Annotated in this window: 22 protein-coding genes; 11 read left to right on the top strand and 11 right to left on the bottom strand. The window is 38.3% G+C overall.

The window, feature by feature from the left end; genetic code table 11:
• Positions 1–23: 23 nt before the first annotated feature.
• Positions 24–2423, bottom strand: a complete 2400-nt coding sequence (pheT, locus tag AC3ITD_RS01980) for a phenylalanine--tRNA ligase subunit beta (RefSeq protein WP_489363551.1) — start codon at positions 2421–2423, stop codon at positions 24–26.
• A gap of 252 nt (positions 2424–2675) precedes the next feature.
• Here pheT and AC3ITD_RS01975 point away from each other — a divergent pair, with 252 nt between their 5' ends.
• Both AC3ITD_RS01975 and AC3ITD_RS01970 read left to right on the top strand, forming a co-directional pair.
• Positions 2676–2810 carry a nucleotidyltransferase domain-containing protein gene (locus AC3ITD_RS01975; RefSeq protein ID WP_489363549.1) on the top strand — a complete coding sequence of 45 codons (135 nt, stop codon included), beginning with the start codon at positions 2676–2678 and terminating at the stop codon, positions 2808–2810.
• A 194-nt stretch (positions 2811–3004) separates the two neighbouring features.
• Positions 3005–3217 carry a HepT-like ribonuclease domain-containing protein gene (locus AC3ITD_RS01970; RefSeq protein ID WP_489363547.1) on the top strand — a complete coding sequence of 71 codons (213 nt, stop codon included), beginning with the start codon at positions 3005–3007 and terminating at the stop codon, positions 3215–3217.
• Between the two features lie 205 nt (positions 3218–3422).
• Here AC3ITD_RS01970 and AC3ITD_RS01965 read toward each other — a convergent pair whose 3' ends face one another.
• The 8 genes from AC3ITD_RS01965 to rpsT all read right to left on the bottom strand — a co-directional run bounded on the left by AC3ITD_RS01965 (position 3423) and on the right by rpsT (position 8437).
• Entirely contained in the window at positions 3423–3611 is a 189-nt protein-coding gene (locus AC3ITD_RS01965; protein WP_056849478.1) for a hypothetical protein, read from the bottom strand.
• 1 nt (position 3612) lies between these two features.
• Positions 3613–5007: a radical SAM protein gene (locus tag AC3ITD_RS01960; RefSeq protein ID WP_489363544.1), complete on the bottom strand. Its 1395-nt coding sequence runs from the start codon at positions 5005–5007 to the stop codon at positions 3613–3615.
• Positions 5000–5770, bottom strand: coding sequence for a prolipoprotein diacylglyceryl transferase (locus AC3ITD_RS01955; protein WP_489363542.1), 771 nt, complete (start codon positions 5768–5770; stop codon positions 5000–5002). The genes AC3ITD_RS01960 and AC3ITD_RS01955 overlap by 8 nt, the downstream gene beginning before the upstream one ends.
• Positions 5771–5780: 10 nt before the next feature.
• Positions 5781–6617, bottom strand: coding sequence for an endonuclease/exonuclease/phosphatase family protein (locus tag AC3ITD_RS01950; RefSeq protein ID WP_489363540.1), 837 nt, complete (start codon positions 6615–6617; stop codon positions 5781–5783).
• A 796-nt stretch (positions 6618–7413) separates the two neighbouring features.
• Positions 7414–7593, bottom strand: coding sequence for a JAB domain-containing protein (locus tag AC3ITD_RS01945; protein ID WP_489363538.1), 180 nt, complete (start codon positions 7591–7593; stop codon positions 7414–7416).
• Positions 7541–7702, bottom strand: coding sequence for a JAB domain-containing protein (locus AC3ITD_RS01940; RefSeq protein WP_489363536.1), 162 nt, complete (start codon positions 7700–7702; stop codon positions 7541–7543). The genes AC3ITD_RS01945 and AC3ITD_RS01940 overlap by 53 nt, the downstream gene beginning before the upstream one ends.
• Positions 7703–7744: 42 nt before the next feature.
• Positions 7745–8110 (bottom strand): UPF0758 domain-containing protein, encoded by a 366-nt coding sequence (locus AC3ITD_RS01935; protein ID WP_489363534.1) that lies wholly within the window; start codon positions 8108–8110, stop codon positions 7745–7747.
• A 72-nt stretch (positions 8111–8182) separates the two neighbouring features.
• The gene (rpsT, locus tag AC3ITD_RS01930) at positions 8183–8437 is read right to left on the bottom strand and encodes a 30S ribosomal protein S20 (RefSeq protein WP_010603296.1); all 255 of its coding nucleotides are present in this window, start codon (positions 8435–8437) and stop codon (positions 8183–8185) included.
• A 243-nt stretch (positions 8438–8680) separates the two neighbouring features.
• Between rpsT and purN the strand changes: the two genes are divergently transcribed.
• The 7 genes from purN (at position 8681) to rodA (ending at position 17413) form a co-directional block, all read left to right on the top strand.
• Positions 8681–9259 (top strand): phosphoribosylglycinamide formyltransferase, encoded by a 579-nt coding sequence (gene purN / locus AC3ITD_RS01925; RefSeq protein WP_265798377.1) that lies wholly within the window; start codon positions 8681–8683, stop codon positions 9257–9259.
• A 456-nt stretch (positions 9260–9715) separates the two neighbouring features.
• Complete coding sequence (gene purH / locus AC3ITD_RS01920; RefSeq protein ID WP_489363531.1) at positions 9716–11242, top strand: bifunctional phosphoribosylaminoimidazolecarboxamide formyltransferase/IMP cyclohydrolase; 1527 nt, start codon at positions 9716–9718, stop codon at positions 11240–11242.
• A 456-nt stretch (positions 11243–11698) separates the two neighbouring features.
• Positions 11699–12721 (top strand): rod shape-determining protein, encoded by a 1023-nt coding sequence (locus tag AC3ITD_RS01915; RefSeq protein ID WP_010601761.1) that lies wholly within the window; start codon positions 11699–11701, stop codon positions 12719–12721.
• 74 nt (positions 12722–12795) lie between these two features.
• Entirely contained in the window at positions 12796–13635 is an 840-nt protein-coding gene (gene mreC / locus AC3ITD_RS01910) for a rod shape-determining protein MreC (RefSeq protein WP_265798374.1), read from the top strand.
• Positions 13628–14143, top strand: coding sequence for a rod shape-determining protein MreD (locus AC3ITD_RS01905; protein ID WP_489363527.1), 516 nt, complete (start codon positions 13628–13630; stop codon positions 14141–14143). The genes mreC and AC3ITD_RS01905 overlap by 8 nt, the downstream gene beginning before the upstream one ends.
• A complete protein-coding gene (mrdA, locus tag AC3ITD_RS01900) occupies positions 14143–16149 on the top strand; it encodes a penicillin-binding protein 2 (protein WP_489363525.1) in 2007 nt (668 codons plus the stop codon). Before AC3ITD_RS01905 ends, mrdA begins: the two co-directional genes overlap by 1 nt.
• A 1-nt stretch (position 16150) precedes the next feature.
• Complete coding sequence (gene rodA / locus AC3ITD_RS01895; RefSeq protein ID WP_489363523.1) at positions 16151–17413, top strand: rod shape-determining protein RodA; 1263 nt, start codon at positions 16151–16153, stop codon at positions 17411–17413.
• Between the two features lie 471 nt (positions 17414–17884).
• Here the strand turns inward: rodA and AC3ITD_RS01890 are convergent, their stop codons facing one another.
• Positions 17885–19078, bottom strand: a complete 1194-nt coding sequence (locus tag AC3ITD_RS01890; protein ID WP_489363521.1) for a DUF8457 domain-containing protein — start codon at positions 19076–19078, stop codon at positions 17885–17887.
• A 122-nt stretch (positions 19079–19200) separates the two neighbouring features.
• Between AC3ITD_RS01890 and AC3ITD_RS01885 the strand changes: the two genes are divergently transcribed.
• Together AC3ITD_RS01885 and AC3ITD_RS01880 are read left to right on the top strand one after the other, a co-directional pair.
• Positions 19201–19782: a thymidine kinase gene (locus AC3ITD_RS01885; protein WP_265798321.1), complete on the top strand. Its 582-nt coding sequence runs from the start codon at positions 19201–19203 to the stop codon at positions 19780–19782.
• A 59-nt stretch (positions 19783–19841) separates the two neighbouring features.
• On the top strand, positions 19842–20630 hold the full coding sequence (locus tag AC3ITD_RS01880; protein WP_489363519.1) for an SDR family oxidoreductase: 789 nt from the start codon (positions 19842–19844) through the stop codon (positions 20628–20630).
• Positions 20631–20815: 185 nt separating this feature from the next.
• Here the strand turns inward: AC3ITD_RS01880 and AC3ITD_RS01875 are convergent, their stop codons facing one another.
• Positions 20816–24193, bottom strand: a complete 3378-nt coding sequence (locus AC3ITD_RS01875) for a DEAD/DEAH box helicase (protein WP_489363517.1) — start codon at positions 24191–24193, stop codon at positions 20816–20818.
• Between the last annotated feature and the right edge of the window lie 39 nt (positions 24194–24232).

Below are 24232 nucleotides of genomic sequence, written 5' to 3'. Positions count from 1 at the left end.
TTCTAAAAATACGAATTTATATTTTATTTCCTAATTTCTGCACCCGCTTGCTGGGTTAAATTCGCGATTAATTTTTGCATCGTATTTTCGATCTGCTTATCAGTCAGTGTTTGTTCTTCATCCTGCAAAATGAAATTCAACGCATAAGATTTTTTACCTTCCGGCAATTTATCCCCCACATAAACATCAAAAACACCTACTTCTTTAATCAACTTTTTATCCGTTTTAAAGGCAATCCCTTTTAAGGTATCAAAAGTTACGGCCTGGTCAATCAACAACGATAAATCTCTTCGCACCTGCGGATACTTGGAAACCTCTTTATTGATGATCTTGTTTTTCCTTACAATGTCCAGTAACCCAGCCCAATCAAAGTCAGCATAAAAAACCTCCGCATTTACATCTGCAAGTTTACGATCAGCTTTACTTGCTGCCCCGAAACTAACCAGCGTTTTATCTCCACGGAAATATTTAATTCCATAAGCGAAGTTCTCATCATTTAAAACATCCGTTTGATAACTGGAAATCCCTAAACGATTGATAATCGCATCAACAGCCGACTTCAAATTATAAAAACCTACCGATTTGGAATTTTGATTCCATTGCTCACTTTGTTTTGCGCCAGATATTAGTAACAACAACCGCGGGCGCTCTACATATTGTTCGTTAATTAAATGATAGGTTTTACCAAATTCATAAAACTTAACATCAGCATTTTTACGGTTTTGATTATGAGCCACACTTTCCAGCGCTGGCATTAACATGCTTTGGCGCATTACATTCAAATCGCTGCTTAGCGGGTTTAAAATAAAAACCGCTTCATCAAGATTTTTTGAATAAGTCGATTTCGTTAATGAATTACACATAATTTCAGCGTAACCGTTGGCACTTAACAAATCTGCAACAGTATTATGTGTGTTTTCTTTCTCTGGCTTTAAGCTGTAGGATAACGAAGCATTTACTTTTGAAGGAATAGCAATATTATTATAGCCATAAATGCGTAAAACCTCTTCGGTAATATCACATTCGCGAGTTACATCTACCTTGAAAGATGGCACTCTCAAAGCCAGAGTATCATCAGACGTACTGGTTGCGGTAATTCCTAGAGCGGTAATGATATGCTTAATCTCTGCAGATGGAATATTTGCACCAATGAGCTTATTGATGTTGTTATAACTCACTTCAAACTCGAAAGGACGAATGTGATTAGGATAAATATCAGAAACTGATGATGAAATTTCCCCTCCAGCCAATTCTTTAATCAACAAGGCAGCATATTTCAAAGCTGTAACCGTAATTTCCGGATCAGTACCACGCTCGTAACGGAAAGACGCGTCAGTTTTTAAGCCATGTCTTTTTGCCGTTTTACGTACCGAAACCGAATTGAAATAAGCGCTTTCTAAGAAGATGTTTTTCGTTTGGGTATCAACGCCTGAAGTTTTGCCCCCGAACACACCGGCAATACACATTGGTGCGTCGGCATTGCAAATCATCAAATCATCAGCAGTTAATTTGCGCTCTACATCATCAAGGGTTACAAAAGGCGTTCCTTCAGCAACTTTTTTAACGATTACTTTTCCGCCGGCAATTTTATCGGCGTCGAAAGCATGTAGAGGCTGGCCTAAGCCATGTAAGACGTAGTTGGTGATATCTACCACATTATTAATCGGGCGAAGACCAATTACTTTCAATTTATCTTTTAACCAATCTGGAGATTCGGTAACCGTAACACCAGAAATGGTTAGGCTACTGTATCGCGGACACGCATCAGCATCTTCCACTTCAACAGGAATAACCAGATTTTCATTATCAACTTTAAACGCTGATAGATCTGGCATTTCATATTCGCTTCTGAAATAAGCAGCTAAATCTCTGGCAACACCCAAATGTGAGGCTGCATCAGCACGATTTGGCGTTAATCCGATCTCAAAAACAAAATCATCATCCATTTTAAAATGGTCTTTAGCACGAATACCGATTTCGGTATCTTCAGCCAAAATCATAATTCCATCGTGAGATTTGCCTAAACCTATTTCATCTTCCGCACAAATCATTCCCTGCGAAACCTCACCCCTGATTTTTGATTCCTTAATTTTAAAAGGTTCACCTTCCAAAGGATAAACGGTTGTTCCAACGGTAGCAACTACAACTTTTTGCCCGGCGCCCACATTTGGTGCACCACAAACAATTTGAAGATTTTCTTTGCCGCCCACATTTACCGTAGTTACACGTAAACGATCGGCGTTAGGATGTTGCACACAGGTTAAAACCTCGCCAATAACCAAACCCTCAAGTCCGCCAACAACAGGCTGAACCTGATCTACACTTTCTACCTCTAAACCTACATTAGTTAAGATTAAGGAAAGTTCTGCCGGCGTTTTATCTATTTTAACAAATTGTTTTAACCAGTTATATGATATTTTCATTTATTGAAATTTGAGATTCCAGACATGAGATTTTAGACATACGATGTCTAAAACAGTTGTTCAAGAATTATAAAACGCAAAGATAATATTTAAAGATGAAACGTTTTAGAAATTGAAAAACATTGAATGATTAATAATTTTATTTATTAAGACTATATTTGTTTATGAGCACCACTGTTTATAACAAAGCAACTCTTTTTTAATCAACTTCAGAAAAACGCAGAGAAAATAAAGTCTTTCGGAGTAGAAAAGTTGGGTGTATTTGGCTCTTTTACTACCGATCGAATTACTGAAGATAGCGATATCGATTTTCTTGTGGAATTTGATCCCTCCAAAAAAGCTTTGATAATTTTATTGAGCTGTCTTTCTACCTGGAGGATTTATTGAATCGCAAAGTCGAATTGGTAACACCACAATCATTGAGTAAACATAGTGCTCCTTATATTTTACAACAGACTCAATATGTCAGCATCTAATCGTGAGTTGATTAAACACATTTTAGATGAAATGGACTTCATTCTTAAGCAAACAAGCTACAAAGGTAAAGAAGTGTAATTTCAGATTCTGTTCTTTCAAGAGCTTTGATCAGGAGTTTAGAAATTAAAGGAGAAGCTAATTCTAAATTAGAGGACGATTTTCGTGCGTTATACCCTCAAATTGAATGGAGAAAAATTATTAATACAAGAAATAAGCTTATTCACGATTATTTTGGAGTAGATTATGATATCGTTTGGGATATTATCATCAATAAGCTACCAAACCTCAAACGTTCGTTATTAGATTCCATCGGTTGAGGTTAGCCTACCGCCCTATGCTTAAATTGGATAAAATGATGGCACAAGCTCCGGCGCCGATCACGATCATAATTACCGATATAATAATCAGCATTAATCCTGGCTTTATGGGTTGGTTTCTGAAGGATCTGATGATCACCTGAACTAAACCTATGATAAACAATACCGCCACCGCAAGCCAGTAAAAAATAATTAGCCCCATTGCTTATCCGTTAGCGAGTAACACCGCACAAGCGCCGCCACCAATTACAACCAGTATAATCGACGCGATTAACATTTGAACACCCAACTTTGTAGGTTCGTTGTTAGATGATTTTACAATGATGGTGATGATCCCGCCGATAAACAGTCCGACAATGGCGAGGCCATAAAGAAATAAGAGGATGATGATCATATCAATTCATATTTAGTTTTTCTCTAATAGTGTCGATCTTGTTATCACGATAAAAAATGTTCATCGTTTCAAAAGGCACCATCTTATATTTATCACTAACAATGTGAACGCAAGATTTCTTCACAGCTCTTACATCAAAATCAAGCGGATCCATAAAATTCATGATGATGATGCGGAACAGATTATCGTAACTTAAATTATCCGATTTCACCCTCGGTAAACAACACATCAATTCTCCAAAAGTATCTTCTGCACAATCTACAGAAACACCGGTACTAAATAAATTTAACATGTGCTCCTTCAACTTTTCGTCATGCTCAAAAACGATAGTGTTTTTGGAGTTGTTCAATAAATCTTCAGGGTTGATTAAATGTGTCATCGGGATCACTTCGTCGCCAATTTTGAGCGCATAAGCCATACAAAGCGCATCTGGATTGCAAGGAACCGGAATCAAATCTTGCGGAGTAAAAGTAGGATATTGTTCATATATCTTCCTTCGAACCTCCGTTAACGTAATTCTTCCCTTTTGGTCATTGTAATCATCATTCCTCCCGGCAACCTGGGTAGGCTGAAAAGTCACCCCACGAACGCAACGCTGTTTAAGTGCGTACTCCAAAATAGCTCCAATTTCGTGATCGTTCAGGCCATTTTGTAAAGTGACCACCAAAGTTGTCGATACATTAAATTGATTTAAATGGTCTATCGCTTTCTTCCTTACTTCGGTTAAATCTTCTCCCCTTAATCTGGTTAACACCTCCGAACTAAAACTATCAAACTGTAAATAGATTTCGAAATCGGGCATATATGAAGCCAGTTTTTCTACGAAGGAAATATCTTTAGCTATCCGAATTCCATTGGTATTAACCATTAAATGTTTAATGGGCTTTGTTTTCGCCAGATCCAATATTTTAAAAAACTCTGGATGCACGGTGGGCTCGCCACCAGAAAGCTGAACCACATCTGGCTCTCCTTCATTTGCAACCACCACATCCATCATTCGTTCAATTTCTTCTAGTGTACGGTGACGACCATAATGTGGCGACGACATGGCGTAACACGTTGGGCAGGCCAGGTTACAACGATCGGTTACTTCGAGAACGGTTAAACAGGAATGCTGCTCGTGATCGGTACATAAACCACAATCGTACGGACAACCGTAATGTACCTTCGTATTAAACTTCAGCGGCATTTCCGATTGTTTGTTGTAATTTCTAATTTGTTTATAATACTCCACATCATCAGCAATCATTACTTTACTATCGCCATGCGTTTTACAATTTTTAAGCATGAAGACTTTCGCGTCCTGAAAAACAATTTTCGCATCGCAAAGCATCAGGCATTCCGGACAAAGACTCTTGGTATAATCGTAATAAATATAATCCCTGGTGTTAGCCATATTGAACTTTTTTAGTAAAAACTGATTTTGATATTCTGATGATGAATTTATAATAATAAGCAAAAATCAGCAAAGCAGACCAATGAATGCTGCTTAAATTTAGGAATAATGAATGATACGGCTTGATAAATTCGATGAGAAATCTGAATAAAAAATAGAGCACCATGAATAATTTAAAACGATCTCCATTGATCAGATTCTTATTTTTTAGTGCGTTAAAGAAAAATAAAAGGACTATCAAATAAAACATTTCATAGAGCATAATCGGATGTCTCTTTATCCCATCGCCCAAATCCATTCCAGTAAATAATTGGGTAGCGATACCAAAAGTCGGCTCATCTATTCCCATTGAAAAACAACCGATTCTACCGATGAATAATGCGATTATAATCGGCAAAACATAAATGTCTCCCGAAGCAATATGAACGCCGATGATTTTTTTAATAAGCTCTACTCCGAACAAACCTCCAAGCAAGCCGCCAATAATGGTTTTGCTTTGATAAAGAATGGAAAAATTGAGCTGTGCTAATAGCGCCGGAGTTTCTAAAACTGCCACCACCCTCGAGCCGATCAAAGCACCCACCATCGCTCCAAGCATGATCCATAACCTGTTTTCATCAGAAATGGGATCAACAATCCCCTTCTTTAAATAATAATATACCCGAACACCTACAATGAAGGCCAGGGTTTCAAACAAATAATGATAATGATATTGATTACCAAAAAGTTCGAACTGAAAAGGAAAGGGGGAGTTAGATTTCAATAGCTTTCAGTTAGAACCATAATCTTGCAAACACTGGTAAATGATCAGATGGATATCTTTTATCTTTACTGTCAGACAGTACAGCGAATTTTTGAACTTTAAAACCTTTGTTTACAAAGATATAGTCGATTCTATTTTTTAAATCGCTGTTAAAATCAAAAGCGTTGAACGTCCCATTCGGACCATACGCAGGCTCTATACTGACTTCTTTTGCATCAGTTAAAAAAGATTTTATAGTGGCAATAGCTTCGGTTTCTGGAGTAACATTTAAATCGCCTGTAAAAACAACCGGCAAAGCAGGGGCAATTTCCTGTATCTTCCGTTTTAACAGCTTGGCAGATTCAATTCTCGCCTTCTCACCAATGTGATCGTAATGGGTATTAAATACCAGAAATTCTTTTTTGTTGATTCTATCGTAAAGCCTTACCCAGCTACATACCCGATTTAATGCGGCATCCCAACCTTTCGATGGCACATCTGGTGTTTCTGAAAGCCAGAAAGTCCCTCCGTCTTTTTTGGTAAAGCGATCTTTATCGTAATATACCGCAGAAAATTCTCCCTTGCGTTTTCCATCCTCTCTCCCCACACCAACTACATGAAAATTAGAGTTTTCAAGCAAGGCATCAAATTGTTCAGGCAAAGCCTCTTGTACGCAAAGGATATCAGCATCGTGGAATTTTACCAGCGCTTTCACATTTTCCTTACGGTTAGGCCAGGCATTTACACCGTCGGAAGCGACATTCAAACGAATGTTATAGGTAATAATGTTGATTGGCGCTCCTTTCTTTTGGGCAAAGGTTACAACAGAAATAAGTATTAAACAGAATAAGGTTTTAAAGAATTTCATAAGATGGGTTATTTTTTCAATTTTCCAATATTACTAATTTAGTGTTAATTCAGTTTTAAGTAGTCAAATTGTTATAAATATCCTGGCTGAGATTAATCGATGCATTCATCTTCTTGAACACAAAACACTACCAAGGGCGTCATCTCGACCGGATTGCAACGAAGCGGAGAGATCCTTGAACCTCGTTGTAGCTTTGCTCTACTTTAAAAGATATCTTCGCTACGGCCGAAATGACGACGCCCTACAATAGTTCGCTTGCTATAGCCCCCTGCTTCCGGCATAGGAGATGATGGAAGAAAAAAACCTCTATCCGCCTATCGGCACCTGTCACCTCATTGCTATAGCCGCCCTGCTTGCTGGCATAGGATATGATAGAAGGTTATACCGTTGAAACTTGTGCACTAACTTTCAGTTATCAAGCACAAGGCAACGCGTTCTGTTCCGACGAAGGGTCGGAACAGAACGCGTTGCCGCAATGATAGTTTCAACGAGGATAGCCGACATCAGATCCACATGTTTCGATTCATCGGGAAGCCTTGACTTTATTAATAGTTTATTTTTGTCTTTTAAATGTATTAATGGGCTCGCCGAATGGCTCGGTTTAGTTACCTTTTTTGTCAAGAAAAAGGTAAGAGGCCGCCGCCGATGAGGCGAAAGAGAACAACTGAAAATAGATCCTTCGACTACGCTCAGGATGACACACACTTTTGGCTGAAACTTTCTAAAACATCCCCGCATACTCGAGGATGACGGATTTGGCACCTAGTTTTCCGGCATAGCAGCTGATGGAAAAATCCTAAATCAAATCCTCATCTTTATAACTATAATAATAATCGTTCGCAAAAATCAAGTGATCAACCACATATAGCCCTAGCATAGCTCCAGATGCGACAACATTTCTGGTAAGTTTATTATCGCTTTCACTAGGTTTTAAATTTCCCGATGGATGATAATGCGCCAGAACTATAGGCAGCATTATTTTCAATGGCTACTTTAAAAATATTTTTTGGGTCGGCTACCGTTCCAGCTTGCCCGCCTTTGCTAATTAGATGTTTGCCAATAATGTGATTAGATCTGTTTAGCAATAAAACCCAAAATTCTTCATGGTTAAGATCAGCAAAGGTGTGTTAAAGGTATTTATGGACATCGCTGGATGCGGTAATTTGGGTAAGCTGCTCTTGCTGTGTTTCCCTTCTTCGCAAACCAAGTTCCAAAGCGGCCACTATCGAAATTGCTTTCGCCTCCCCTATGCCTTTAAACTTCGAAAGATCTTGGATAGATGTTTTTCCAAGTTTGGTCAGGTTGTTATCGTAGAAGGCTAAAATTCGTTTGCTTAAATCTACAGCTGTTTCATTTCTGTTGCCCGATCCCATTAAAATTGCGATCAGTTCGGCATCGGTTAAATGCCTGCGACCATGCTGTAAAAGCTTCTCTCTTGGCCGATCTTCTTCAGCCCATAATTTGATTCCTAACTTTTGATCGTATTCATCCATAATTTTTTACGCAAAAAAACATCCCAACTTTTGGTTGGGATGCCTTTTACTAATATCGTAAAAAAAACTTAGCTATGCTAAACCGTTAACGAATTTCGTTAATTTCGATTTGTTGTTAGCTGCTTTGTTTTTGTGAATGATGTTCTTTTTAGCTAAACGATCTAACATAGAGATCACTTTAGGCAATAAATCTGAAGCAGATTTTTTATCTTCTGCAGCACGTAATCTCTTGATGAAAGTACGGGTAGTTTTTGCCTGATATCTGTTACGTAAACGTTTTGTAGCGTTTGCTCTAATTCTTTTTAATGAAGATTTATGATTTGCCATTTCTATTTAGCCTTTTATTTTTTCTTAATCGTTTCCTATAATTCGGGTTGCAAATATAGAGTTTATGTTTTTAAATTACAAAACAATTTAACTTTTTTATCCACATACATTGCAACACATTTTCCAACAGCAAAAATACATTAAATTTAATCATTAATAACACTTTAACCCAGGCTAATAAAAATTAACTTCTATTGAGAAAACCTGCTTAAAAATACTATTTTTGGGGAAAACGATTTTTGAGTGAAAAAACGAATAGCCATTTTCGCATCCGGCTCAGGCTCTAACGCCCAAAAGCTAATGGAGCATTTTAAACGCAGTAACGACATCGAAATTTCTTTGGTATTAACTAACAACGCTGATGCTTACGTACTCCAAAGAGCAGATAACTTTGAAATTCCGTCTCACATTTTCGATAAGCAAGAGTTCTACAAAACGGAAGAAGTGATCGATTTACTGAAAAACTTAGATATCGACTTCATTGTTCTGGCCGGTTTCCTTTGGTTAATCCCTCAAAATTTAATAGCCGCTTACCCAGGAAGAATCATCAACATCCATCCTGCAATTTTACCGAAGTTCGGAGGAAAAGGAATGTATGGCGACCATGTACACAACGCCGTAATGGCTGCCGGTGAAACTGAAGGCGGCATCACTATTCATTATATAGATGAAAACTATGATGAAGGAGAATATATTTATCAGGCCAGATATAAAATAGACAAAGGCGACAACCTGGAAATGATAAAATTTAAGGGACAACAATTGGAGCATCTACATTATCCGAAGGTTGTTGAAAGTCTTGTAAAAAAAATAAAGAAGTAGTGAAGGCTACCTCATAAAATATAAATCCAAGCGCTCGATGTAGCCACCCTACTATCCTGCATAAGAACTGATGGAAGAGGAAAACGTTAAAGCTTATGCGGCAACGTTCAAAAACCACAATCCATATCATCGCAGCTTGTGATGCCAATATAAAAGCTTTGAAGAATTCACCCAGCATTAGATTCAATCCTTGATCTTTTGCTACTTTTCCATCAAGGAAAAAGTAGACTGCCGCCGCCGATGAGGCAAAAAAAAATCATAAGCGAAGCCTTCAAGGCGCTTTAAGATCCCCGCCTAAGCGAGGATGACGATAACCGAAGCAGTTTCCGAACAAAATCTTCTTGTAAACAATAAGATTGCCCCAGTCTAAAAATAAGATAATCCATTTTTACAGCCTTAGCATACCAAAAAAATCATCATGTTTTACTACCTTTGCGGCTCAAAATTTACAGTAGAATGAGTCAGCCCATTAAAATCAAAAACGCTTTAATTTCAGTATATTATAAAGATGGTTTGGAGCCATTAGTAAAATTGCTAGCCGCTCAGGGTGTGCAGTTATTTTCTACCGGTGGAACTGAACAATTCATCAAAGACTTAAACTTACCTGTTACAGCGGTTGAAGATTTGACGGGCTATCCATCTATTTTAGGCGGTCGCGTTAAAACTTTACACCCGAAAGTATTCGGTGGCATTTTAAATCGCAGAGCATTAGCAGGCGATCAGGAACAAATTGCCGAATACGAAATTCCGGAAATTGATTTGGTTATTGTTGATTTATATCCTTTTGAAGAAACTGTAAAAGCTGGTGGAACACCCGAAGAAATTATCGAGAAAATCGATATTGGTGGAATTTCATTAATCCGTGCCGCAGCTAAAAACTTTAATGACGTTGTGATTATCGCTTCGAAAAACGACTACCCTACTTTACAAGCTCAATTAGAAGAACAAAATGGTGAAACCACGTTGGCACAACGTAAAGCATATGCTAAAAAGGCTTTTCATACTTCTTCTCACTATGATACGGCAATCTTCAATTATTTTAATGAGGAAGATCCACTTGATGTTTTTAAACAAAGTGTGGCCGATGCTAAAACCTTGCGTTATGGTGAAAATCCACATCAAGGTGCAGTATTTTATGGCGATTTAGATGCCATGTTTACGAAGTTAAACGGTAAAGAACTTTCCTATAATAACCTGGTAGATGTGGATGCTGCCGTGGCTTTAATAGACGAATTTGAAGATCCGACTTTTGCAATCTTAAAACATACAAACGCTTGCGGCATTGCCTCCCGCCCTAGCGTTAAACAAGCTTGGATGGATGCATTAGCTTGCGACCCGGTTTCTGCTTTCGGCGGTGTGTTAATTACCAATGTTGAAGTTGATTTAGCAACAGCTGAAGAGATTAACAACTTGTTTTTCGAAGTTTTAATTGCACCTTCTTACCAACCAGAAGCGGTGGAATTGTTCAGCAAAAAGAAAAACCGCGTTATTTTACAACGCAATAATGTAGAGTTGAGCAAAAAACAATTTAAAACTTTGTTAAACGGCGTAATTGAGCAGGATAAAGATTTAATTATCGAAGGTCCGGAGCAAATGACAACCGTAACCGATAAGGCGCCAACTGCTCAAGAATTAAAAGATTTGCATTTTGCAAATAAGATTGTGAAACATACTAAATCTAACACCATTGTTTTGGTTAAAGATGATGTGTTAATTGCAAGTGGCGTGGGTCAAACTTCCCGGGTTGATGCGCTAAGACAAGCTATTGAAAAAGCAGCTTCTTTTGGTTTTAGCGTAAAAGGAAGTGCGATGGCATCTGATGCTTTCTTCCCTTTCCCTGATTGTGTAGAAATTGCTGCAGATGCAGGCATTACTGCAGTTTTACAACCAGGTGGATCAATTAAAGATGCAGATTCCGTTGTGAAAGCAAATGAAAAAGGTATTGCTATGGTAACTACCGGAGTAAGACACTTTAAACACTAGGTAAAGCAAAAGGTTGAAGGCTTAGAGGTTCAAGGTGATGCATTATACCATCATTGCCAGCATGAAGCCTGCTTCTCGCAGGCTGACAATCTTAAGCGTTAAAAAGCTTTGGTAATAAGATTGCTTCGTACCTCGCAAAGACGATCGTTTTAAAAAGAGAGAAGCTGGTTTGATAAACCAGACGCGAGTAATAAACCCTGGCCTGCGGTAGGCAGGCGATTGATTGAAATACTTTTTGATAACGGTCTTCGACAATCTTAAACTGACATTCGCAAAAAATTGAACAAAAAGTGGGACTATTTAAACCAAAGATTGCAGGTTTTGATTTTCAGAATAATTTAATTGCCTTAAAAACAATTTAATGAACGAAGAAAATAAAACTTAAAACAATAAAAAACCTATTTTTACATTAGGAATAGTATAGATTTAACAAATTAAAGAAAATATAACTCATACATGGGATTATTCAATTGGTTTACGCAGGAAGTGGCCATCGATTTAGGCACTGCGAATACCCTAATTATACATAACGACAAAGTAGTGGTAGATGAACCTTCTATTGTTGCCTTTGATCGCACTACAAACAAAGTTATCGCTATAGGTCGTCAGGCGATGCAAATGGAAGGTAAAACTCATGATAATATTAAAACTGTTCGCCCTTTAAAAGATGGTGTAATTGCCGATTTTAATGCAGCTGAGGCGATGATCAAGGGCATGATCCGTATGCTAAATGGCGGTAAAGGGTGGATGTTTCCCTCTCTACGGATGGTAATCTGTATTCCATCAGGTATTACTGAAGTAGAAAAACGTGCTGTACGTGACTCTGCTGAAATTGCCGGTGCTAAAGAAGTTTATTTAATTCACGAACCAATGGCTGCTGCAGTAGGGATTGGAATTGACGTGGAAGAACCAATGGGTAACATGATTATTGATATAGGTGGCGGTACGACAGAAATTGCGGTTATCGCCTTATCAGGTATCGTATGCGATCAATCTATCCGCGTTGCGGGAGATAACTTCGACTCTGATATCGTAAATTACATCCGTCGCCAGCACAACATCATGATTGGCGACCGTACTGCGGAGAAAATTAAAATTGAAGTGGGTGCAGCTTTACCAGAGTTACAGGATGCGCCTGCCGATTTTGCTGTTCAAGGTCGTGATTTAATGACTGGTGTTCCAAAGCAGATCACGGTTTCTTATACTGAAATTGCACATTGTTTAGATAAGTCGATCTCTAAAATTGAGGAAGCGATATTAAAAGCATTAGAGATTACCCCTCCAGAACTTTCTGCCGATATTTATCAAACTGGTATTTATTTAACCGGTGGTGGTGCTCTATTAAGAGGTTTAGACAAGCGTGTTGCTGCCAAAACGAAGCTACCTGTTCACGTGGCAGAAGATCCACTTCGTGCAGTAGTTCGCGGAACTGGTATCGCCCTTAAAAACATTGGCGGTTATAAATTTTTAATGCAATAAATCAGGTTATACGTTGTAAGTTATAAGTTTTAAGTCTTGTAACTTACAACGTAATACTTATAACTTATCACTAAATGCGTAACCTTTGGATTTTCATCAGCAGATACAACGCATTTTTCCTGTTTATCATCTTTTTCATCATTGGCATTTATCTTACGGTAAAAAATAATGCCTATCAGCGAAGCGTAACCTTAAATTCATCTAATGAAATTGTGGGTACTGCATACGAAAGGCTTAATATTTTTAAAAGATACATGAATCTGGGTATGGTAAACGACAGTTTAGCGGCCGAAAATGCTAAACTGAAGACACATTTATTAAACCTGACTACAGTTGATACTACTAAAGATGTAAAAGTAATTGATACCCTTACCGATCAGCAATACACCTATTTGGCTGCAAAGGTGATTAAAAACTCCATTACCCTTCGCAATAACGTAATGACTATTAACAAGGGCAGTTTGGATGGGATAAAAAGTGGCATGGCTGTAATTGCGCCACAGCGTGGCGTAGTAGGTTTAGTTCGTGATGTTTCTGAACACCTGGCAACCATTCAATCGTTATTGCACAAGGATACCCGAATTAGCGTAATGCTTAAAAAGAATATGGCTTTGGGCTCGTTGGTTTGGGGAGATTCAAATTTCGATATCAAAAAAGCATTGATCAAGGAAGTTCCCAATCACATTAAAATGCTGGTGGGCGATTCTGTGGTAACCTCGGGCTTTGGTTCATTTCCAAAGGGGATTCTAGTGGGGAGGATTATTAAACCAAATGTAGCAACCAACGATAATTTTTTATCTGGTGAGTTAAATCTATTTACCGATTTTAGTACGTTACAATACGTTTACGTGGTAAAAGACAAAAGAGCTGAAGAGCAGAAAGCTTTGGAGAGCTTAATTAAGCCAAATGAATAGTAGAATAGTCATTGTAAATATAATCAGATGGATTTTACTCCTTTTTGTTCAGATATTTCTGCTCAAAAACATGGGCTTTTACGATCTTTCTACCCCCTTCGTTTACGTTTTGTTTTTACTCTTATTGCCCTTTGGCATACCTAACATTTTACTTTACGTTTTGGCTTTTGCAACGGGCTTAACACTCGATGCATTTTACGATACGATGGGCGTTCATGCTACGGCCTGTATCGTTTTGGCCTTTGTTAGAATATCTTTTATTTCAATTAGTTTAAACCGCGATGCAATTGACGACCCTGAACCTTCATTAAGTTATATGGGTTTCCAATGGTTTTCGCTATATGCTTTACTCTGCATTGTTGCACATCACCTGGTGCTGTTCTTTTTAGAAACATTTAGGTTAACCGAAATTGGCTATACCTTAATGAGATGCGGCTTAAGTTGTATCTTTACACTGCTTATTATTTTATTGGTAGAGTTTATATTCTATAGAAGACCATCCCGCTAATGGATCAATTATTTAACCGAAAATATATCGTTCAAGGATTATTTATTGTAATCGCCCTGATTTTATTGGGGAAATTATTTTATATCCAGATTGTTAGTGATAAATACTTTCTTTCTGCTGAAAGTAATGTGCTACGCAAAATTTATAAGTACCCTGCCCGTGGCGCCATTTTAGATCGCAACGGAAAAGTTATCGTTCAAAACGAGCCTGTTTACGATTTAATGGTTACGCCAAACGAGGTTAAAGAATTCGATACGCTGGCACTTGCCCAGGCTTTAGAAATTTCCATTGATGATGTGCGTAAAAACTTACGCAAAGCCAGAGGAAAATCTACCTATCAATCGACCCCTTTTCTTAAACAAATATCTGTTCAAAGTTATGCCCGTTTGCAAGAAATTCTATACCGTTTTCCAGGATTTAGAACACAAGACAGAACGGTAAGGCACTATCCTGACAGCGTTGGAGGCCAGCTTTTTGGCTATGTAAAAGAAGTTGATAGTGCTGATATTGCCAATTCGGAAGGATTCTACAGACCAGGGGATTACAAAGGAAAAAGCGGTTTGGAAAAATCATACGAAGAGATTTTACGGGGAAAAAAAGGGGTTGTTAATACGGTATATGATGCTCATAATACACCACAAGGAAGTTATGCTGATGGCAAATACGATATCAATGCCGTTTCAGGTGAACGACTGATATCTGGTATTGATATGAGAATTCAGAAACTTGGCGAAGAGTTGATGAAAGATAAAGTGGGTGCAATTGTGGCCATTGAGCCTGCTACCGGCGAAATACTATCTTTGATTAGTAGCCCAGGTTACGATCCTAATTTACTGGTGGGCCGAGATCAGGGCAATAATTATATGAAGTTCATTGTTGGTAACCCTTATCGGCCATCATTGGTGAGGCCAATCATGGGTTATTATCCTCCAGGCTCATCTTTTAAACCTGTAGATGCCTTAATTGGCCTGCAAGAAGGTGTAATCGATCCAAATACAACTTTCTTCTGTCCGCATTATTATCAGGCTGGAAACAGAAAAATTAAATGCGAACACTTTGATGGTTCAATTTCTTTACGAAGAGGCATAGCCCGATCTTGCAATACCTATTTTTGTTATGTTTTTCAGAAGTTGATAACCAAAAATGGGATGAAGAACCAAAGAAAAACCTATCAAGAATGGCGGGATAAAATTGCGAAATTCGGCTTCGGAGAAAAATTGGATATTGATATGCCTTATGAAAGAAAAGGATATTTTTATGAAGCAGATCATTATGATAAAATTTATGGCAAACGTTGGGGCTACACCAATGTAATTTCGCAAGCTATCGGACAGGGTGAAATTACGGCGACACCGCTGCAGATGGCCAATGCAATGGCAATCATTGCTAACCGCGGCTACTATATCAAACCCCATATCATTAGGGCAATGGGCGATAAGATTAAAAAGGAATACGTAGATAAAAAATATGTTGGAGTTGATGCCAAGCACTTCGAACCCGTGATTGATGGCATGCAAGATGCAGTTAACACCAGTTGGGGAACCGCAATATTATCCAGAATACCTGATGTGGTGCTTTGTGGTAAAACAGGTACAGTGCAAAATCCGCATGGTAAAAACCACTCCGTTTTTATCGGTTTTGCCCCACGCGATAATCCGAAAATTGCAATTGCGGTTATTGTAGAAAATGCAGGTTTCGGAAGTACTTATGCCGCTCCCATCGCCAGTTACATGATTGAAAAGTATTTAAAAGGCAAAGTAACAGGCTCAAGAGCTGCACAGGTGGAATGGATGAAAAGCCAAAACCTTTTACCGGTTTTAAAAGATAAAACGAAGCCAGTTAAGATCGTGACCAAAGCAGATAGCTTATTAATTAAAAAAGCGGATTCAACTAAAACAGTAAAAGATAGCTTGAGCATAAGGGCCGCAACTATAAAACAAAGTGTGGCTACCAAGCCAAAAGGAAACAAAACCGTTCCATCAGAAAACCCTGTAACCCAAAAGTAAGATGCAGCAACAACAGGGAAACCGTTTCTTTTTCAATGTAGATTGGATTACCGTTTTGATTTATATTGCCTTATGCGCCATTGGGTTTGTCAACATTTACGCTTCTGTTCCTCCAGAGAGAACGATGGCCTTTGGTTTTAACGAACTTTACGGCAAGCAGCTTATTTATGTGATTTCCGGATTAATTTTAGGCTTAGCCATTTTGTTATTTGATGGCAGGCTTTTTAACGTCTTCTCTCCTTTTATTTACGGAGGTACGTTATTATTGCTTCTCGCGGTATTAGTTATCGGAAATAAAGTGGCAGGTAATCAGGCCTGGATCGCCATTGGCTCCTTTAAACTGCAGCCTGCCGAATTCGCCAAATTTGGAACTGCTCTACTTTTGGCCCGATACGTGGGTAGTTTTAATCCTAAATTCCGCGATTTTAAATCAATAGCCATAGCAGCATTAATTGTTGGTGCACCGTTGCTATTAATTATGCTTCAGCCCGATACAGGCTCGGCTTTGGTCTTTCTAGCCTTTATGTTCCCGCTTTATCGCGAAGGTTTATCTGGTTATTTCCTTTTGATATTTCTGGGAATGATCGTATTGTTTGTAGCCGATTTCCTGGTACCTACATGGATTTTGATTACCATTATCACCGCAATTGCAGGTTTATTTATTTACAATAACCGCAGGAAACAGAAGATTATTTTCTCTACAGTTTTCGTTACCGTTTTTGCTATTGGTTACCTCTTCCTAATTAAAGTTGCTTACGAAAAGGTTTTGGCACCACACCAAAGAAGTCGTATTGAGCTGATGCTTGGCCTAAAAACAGATAACAGAGGTGCCGGTTATAACGTAATTCAATCTCAAATTGCCATAGGCTCTGGACAGGTTACCGGTAGAGGATTTTTAGAAGGAACACAAACTAAATATGGCTATGTGCCGGAACAGAGTACCGATTTTATCTTCTCAACCATTGGTGAAGAATGGGGATTTTTGGGCTGTTCTGTAGTCATTGGTTTATATAGTTTTTTACTGTTGAGGCTGATTAACTTAGCCGAAAGACAGCGATCTACTTTTTCCAGAGTTTACGGCTACAGTGTAGCCTGTATTCTCTTTTTCCACGTCTTCATTAACATAGGGATGACCATTGGAATTATTCCGGTGATTGGAATCCCCCTGCCGCTAATTAGTTATGGAGGTTCTTCGCTATGGAGTTTCACCATTTTGCTATTTATCTTTCTGAAGCTAGATTCGAATAGAATGGGATTTTTTTAGGAGCGAGAGTAAGGATTAAAGAGTAAAGATCAAGGAGTAAGGATCAAGGAGTAAGGATATAGTCGTACAGTCAGCGGGCTATTTCGCTGCTAGTCGAGATTTGCAATCTCGACTCAAAATATGTTATTGCAAATCCTGACGAAAATACGAATGAGATTGCGAAGCTAATGAAGGATTAGCTTCGCAATGACCATTGTTGGAACGGAATTGCAAATCACAATTGACAAGAATGAGATTGCCACAGCTAATGAAGGGTCCGCATCACAATGAAGATCGTTGGAACGGGATTGCAAATCACAATTGACAAGAATGAGATTGCTACAGGTAATGATGGATTAGCTTCGCCATGACGATCTTTGGAACTCACTGCGAGTTAAGGGGTTTTGCCTTGATGCGATCAGGCTTAAAACTTATAGCCTATAACTTACAACTCAATAAAAAGTCCTGACACCTAAACCCGTAATAGGCAACTCATTTAAACCTTCTATTCAACAATTCGTAAAACTGGTCGACTGTTGCCTGTTTGCTGGCCCAATCATTTTTAGCAGCATAATTTGTCTGCAAAAAGCTATCTGCTGCTTCAAAACTATTCATCTTATTTACAATATCAATCGCTTCTGAATAGGCCAGATTGTATCCTTTAAATAAATCTTTAATGAATAGTAATTTTTCATTTAAACTGATGCCTTGTTTTAAATCAGCTATTGGTGCTTTAATTGGCTCTTCGTTGTTTGCATGTGTTTTGGCCAATAAATCATTTAAACTAGGTGCTGGCGTTGATGAGATCGGCTGAACTGGAGGTCTAACCGGAATGGCTTCCGGAATAAACATGGGTTTTTCTTCAACCACTGGCGGCGAAATAATAGGATCGTCCATCTCTACATCTCTTAATGCTTCGATAGGTTTAAAATCATCAATCTGAGCCTCAACCTCTTTCTTGATCTCTTCCTTGGCCTCAACCGCTTCCTCTTTAACTTCTGGTTCATCATCATGAGGAATTAAAAATGGCTCCGGACCAATTTCATCTTCCTCAGTCGTTACGGTTTCTTCCTCAACAAAATTTGGCTGCTCCTCTTTTTCATGGATCATTTTCTTTTGAGCAAGTACCTGCTCTTCATCTTTACTCAGCGGACGATCGAAAATATCTTCAACCGACTTTTCTTCGTAATCGAATTTATCATCAGTACTGTGATTGCCTAAAACAAACTCAAAAGAATGATCATCCTGATCGGGTTTAAAGAAATCTTTTTGTAAAACTTCGTCTGCAACATCTTCATGAATTTTTTCGTCATCCAAAACTTCTTGCTCCTGCTTTACGTCCACTCTTTCTTCCTCCTCCTCTGCAGTGGCAATTTCCTCCAGCTCAGCGGTGTCGAAACTTTCCTCTTCCTCTAAATAACTTTTATCCGCCCAAATTTCATCTTCTAAAGTTTCTGGTCGAGCCGCAAACAGCACCTCATGCGTAGTTACATTTCGCTGTTGCGAAGTGCTGTTCAACTTTTGAACAATACGAACATGATCAGCTAAAAAATCCGCATTCGCTAAAAACAGCTCCACTTCTAAATCGTTTAATTGTTCAGGATTTTGAGCCAAGAACTGGTATTGCTCATTTAATTCATTTAGAATATTGCCTACTTTTTTAAAGATATCTTGTTGGTTCATCATGAAGTGATAACGATTTTTTGGTCGATTTATGTTGGTAACTATGTATTCAAAAATAACACATAATTATGATATTTGTTCGGTTTAAAATTAAAGAGAATCCACCGGGTTATAAAAAATAGGGCATGTTATTTAGCGAACAGAATTTTAGAAGAAGGGGAGAATTTTCAGGAAGTATTGAAGTGGTATGTGGCTCTATGTTTTCTGGAAAAACTGAAGAGCTAATCCGCCGACTAAAAAGAGCCCAAATTGCTAAGCTGAATGTAGAGATTTTCAAACCTCGGACAGATACCCGCTATCATGAAAGTGCAGTGGTTTCTCATGATTTAAATTCCATAAACTCCACTCCTGTTGATAGCGCTTCGGCCATTTTACTATTGGGGACCAATACCCAGGTTGTAGGCATTGATGAGGCCCAGTTTTTCGACAATGAACTTCCGGATGTTTGCAATAAGTTAGCGCTCAAAGGCATCAGAGTTATTGTTGCCGGGCTCGACATGGATTTTACGGGCAAACCTTTTGGACCCATGCCCGCTTTGATGGCCATTGCCGAGCATGTTACAAAAGTAAACGCCGTTTGTGTTTGCTGTGGCAACCCTGCGCTTTACAGTTACCGGACAGTTGCTGATGAAGCTACCGTTTTACTCGGCGAAAAAGAAAGTTATGAGCCACGATGCAGGGCTTGCTACAATTTGGGTAAGGGATAACCGATTTCAAAACTGTTTTCTTATCCGATTGTTAGTCAATACTAAATACTAAAATTCAATTGAAAACGATTTCCATTTTAGGTTGCGGCTGGTTTGGTTTTGCTTTAGCAAAGAAATTAGTTGAGCTTGGTTACGAAGTGAAAGGATCTACCACTTCGGCCGAAAAACTTGATTTACTTGCAGAAGAGAAAATTAATCCGTTCGTAATCAATTTCACAGCTGAGCAAATTATAGCCGACAACGAATTCTTTGATGCGGATGCGCTTTTTATCTGCATTCCTCCAAAAAGAAACTCTACTGAACTTCTTGATTACCCTCAAAAGATAAAATCAATTTTGGCAGCCGCCAAAGATAAATCGAAACAGGTCGTATTAATCAGCTCGACAAGTGTATATGCTGATGAAAATAAAACAGTAAACGAAAACAGCGAGACACATCCCGATACCGATTCGGGGAAGGTAGTATTGTCTGCAGAAAACGTCTTAAAGTCTTCTCTACCAGATCAGTTTACCATTATTCGCTTCGCGGGATTGATTGGGCCTAATAGAAACCCCGGCAGGTTTTTTGCTGGCAAAACTGATGTTCCAAATGGTTTAGCACCTGTTAATCTCATCCATCAAACTGATGCTGTTGGTATTGCGGTTGCAATTTTAGACAAACAGGCTTACGGACGGATTTATAACGCTTGCTCTCCTCACCATCCCACAAAAAAGGAGTTTTACACCGAGGCGGCGAAAACATCTGGTTTAATGGAACCCTTTTTTACAGACGAAATGAAAGATTGGAAGGTTGTGGAAAGTGTTAACGTTCCTGAGTGGTTAAAATACGATTTCCAGATTGTAATTTAGTTTCTAGCTCACGCTTCAAAAAAACCTGTCATTCTGAGCGCAGCGAAGAATCCCTAACCTACACAAAGCGCTATCTCAACTTGCCGCAACACCTGAAACAAAATCTGTAAATTATTAATGTTGGATCTTTGATTTAACAGATTCTTCGCTGCGCTCAGAATGACCAAGCGTTGATCGAGATTTAATCAGCTCAACAGCCCCAATAATTCCTTTTTGCTTAAGTTCTTAAAAAATCCACCATCGGTTTGAATCAAATTTTTAACCAGATCCTTTTTTGTAGCTTGCAATTTCATAATTTTTTCTTCAATCGTATCCGGGCAAATTAGCCTTACTGCCATTACATTATTATGTTGCCCAATGCGGTAAGCTCTATCAATGGCTTGATTTTCAACCGCAGGATTCCACCATGGATCAACGAGATAAACATAATCTGCCTGGGTTAAATTCAAACCTGTTCCTCCTGCTTTCAAACTGATCAGAAACACAGGAATATCATTATTTTGCTGAAAAGATTGAACAACTTCTTCCCGATTTTTGGTTTGTCCAGTCAGATACTCATATTTAATATGACGTTTTTCGAGTTGTTTTTTAATTAAATCGAGCATGGTTACAAACTGAGAAAACACTAAAATTTTATGGTTTAACGCCTTGTTTTCTATTTGTTCCAAAAGTACATCGATTTTTGATGACGCCTGTAAGTAAGATTTTCCATCGGCCAACAAGGCTGCAGAATTGCAAATCTGCCTCAATTGAGTAATGCTTTTTAACACGTGCATGGAACTTTTGGGCAGCTCGTCTTCAGTTTTATTTAAAATATAATCCTGAATTTCCTTTTTGTTTGCCTCATAAACTTCTCGCTGCTCCGCTCCCATTTCACAGTATAAAATGATTTCTGTTTTATCAGGAAGTTCTGTAGCTACCTGCTCTTTGGTTCTTCGAAGAATAAATGGCCTGATCTTCTGCTGAAGTTCCTCTGCTCGTCGCTTATCTTTGAACTGATCAATCGGGGTAGAATATAAATCAGCAAATTGCTGTTTACTGCCAAATAAACCCGGGCAGGCAAAAGACAATTGCCCGTATAAATCAAAAGTATTGTTCTCAATCGGTGTACCGGTCATCACAACTTTATTCCGCGATTGCAACAACCGAACTGCTTTGTATCGCTGCGATTCAGCGTTTTTAATGTTTTGCGATTCATCCAAAAAGATGTAGTTAAAGCGATAATCTTTCAAAAAACGAATATCAGAAAGCAAAGTCCCGTAAGAGGCTAATATCAGCTCAAAGCGATCGAAAGTATCGGTAGTTTTAGTTCTTTCACTGCCATAAATCGTTTTTACCTTTATTGATGGGGCAAATTTTTCTACTTCAGCTTTCCAGTTGAAAATTAAAGAGGCTGGCACAACAACAAGATTAGTATTGTGCTTTACTTTATCTCGCTGAGAAAGGATAAAAGCGAGAATCTGGATCGTTTTACCCAAGCCCATATCATCGGCCAGACAAGATCCAAAATTAAAATCATCCAGAAAATTGAGCCAGTTTAAGCCATCTTTTTGGTAATGCCTTAAAGTGGCTTGTAAAGTCACTGGAACTTCAACTTCCGTTATCGAATCGGTATTTTCAAACTTCTGGCGATAAGATTGAAGCTCATTTTTAACTTCACCATCAAGCAAAGCATCTTCATAAAGCTCGTTAATGGTGGCAAATTTAATTTTTGGCGTCAATATAGCATCTTCAGTTAATTCACCAGCGTTAAAGTAATCGGTAAATTTTTGCAGCCAGCTTTCCGGCAAAATACCTTGCGTGCCATCGTCGAGGGTAACAAATTTGCTCTTGTTCCTGACTGATTTATGCAAATGCTTTAAGGCGACTTTTTGCTTTCCAAATTTTACGTCCACTTTGGTTTCAAACCAATCGGTTCCGCTTAAAACCTCAATGTTAATATTTGCTTTGTGTTGATTAAGTTTATTATTTTTCAGCTTATTGAAGCCCAGAATGTGGATTCCTTTATTCCGCCAGGTTTCAAATGCATCTAAAAACCAGGCTTCCTCTAAAAATCTTTTCCGATGAAGGTAAAAGGAATCATTACTCTCCTGATCGTAAAAAAAGGGATGCTGCTTTAACAAATTGCCAATAAACTGTAATTCAGCATGATCATCACGATGAACAGTAAAAACATTTCCCAATTTATCTTGTGCGTGAATCTGCTTTTTCGAAAGTACCGGAATTTCCTGATTTCCGTAGCGCATTACCGGAGTGATGAGAATAAAATCTTCCGATTCGGATAGGTAAATCAGCTGCTCGGTTTCTAAATCAAAACCCTTTTCTTCAATTTGTTTTTTTGTTGCAGGCTTTAAGTAAGAATAATCTACATGAATGCTTCCTTCCAACTGCACTAAAATTGTTATTTGGAACTCAGGATATTTCGATTTATGAAGGATTAAGCGATTACTTTGCTTCTTGAAAAATCCAATTATCCGCAACAAATCCAACCGGGTAAAGAGGTAAAGCTGATCTTTGAGCTGGATAAAATATTGATGGACCAGCGTTAACTGATCAAGTTCATAGGATTTCCCTTCGATGCTTAAGCGCCCGGTAATTTCAAAGAAATCGCCTTTTTGATTAACAGTTAAGCGCAAATCAACTTCCATTGCTTTAACAGTTACGGCAGCTATTGTTGATGCCTGAATGGCTGAAGATTGCTTATTGCTTTGAATATAGAAAGGTAAATTTAAAGGATTTTTAACAACGGCCTTTAAAGCGTTAATTTCTTCTTCACTTTGTTCGTTGTTATAATTTTGTTGAAAAGCAGCAACTCCACTATAAAATTTTAATACGTCGCCTTCTTCCGCCTTAAAAATATGGGTGTTGGGATTTACACTTTTTAATGGATTTTTTACCTTTCCGTTTTTGGTAATCTGCGCCTCAAAAAGCTCTAAAGTTAAATTGTTGTAGTAGCGGTGTTGCCCCAAAACTAAAATCAGATTACCAGCATCAACGTTCGGCTTTTTACCTGTCTCCTTTGGCAACAACATTTGCTCGAGTTGTTCTTTCGCTTCGCGATTGAAAGGTTGCAGTGCTTCAATTTTCGGTTTGATTTTTATTTCACCATCTTGTAAAGTCAAATTAAAAATCGACTCCAGATCTTTCTCATATTCTAACCCGTAATTTACTGCAATTTTGAGCAGCTGCTGTTTTCTGAGGTTTTTATCGAAAAAAATCAATAATTCTTGTCGATACAAAATGTTGTATAAAACCTGCGCCTGATGTTCACATAACTTAGTTTTTGGTGTTTCGCAACGGCAAGAAAGTTTTACATTTTTTTCATTCTGCTGAACCTGAACAATGGGGAAAACTGCCGCAGAGTCGTAGCTACTGAAAGCGGCAAAATCAATTTCAATTTGTTCTGCAACTAAACCGTAAAACCCTTTTACATCGGTATGTATCTGTTGATTTAAATGCTTTAAAATTACGATGGCACTCAAATATTGGAGATTAAAATTCTCAAGTATATAGTCGTAAGGATTTAATTCTATCGTTTGATCGCTGCGATTCTCGTCACTCATTTAAATTGGAAATAATGGATAAAAATACATTTACCCTGC

Source organism: Pedobacter sp. KH_004 (assembly GCF_057840755.1).
Note: the sequence above shows the minus strand (reverse complement) of the source record. Positions and strands in the feature narration are given on the sequence as shown.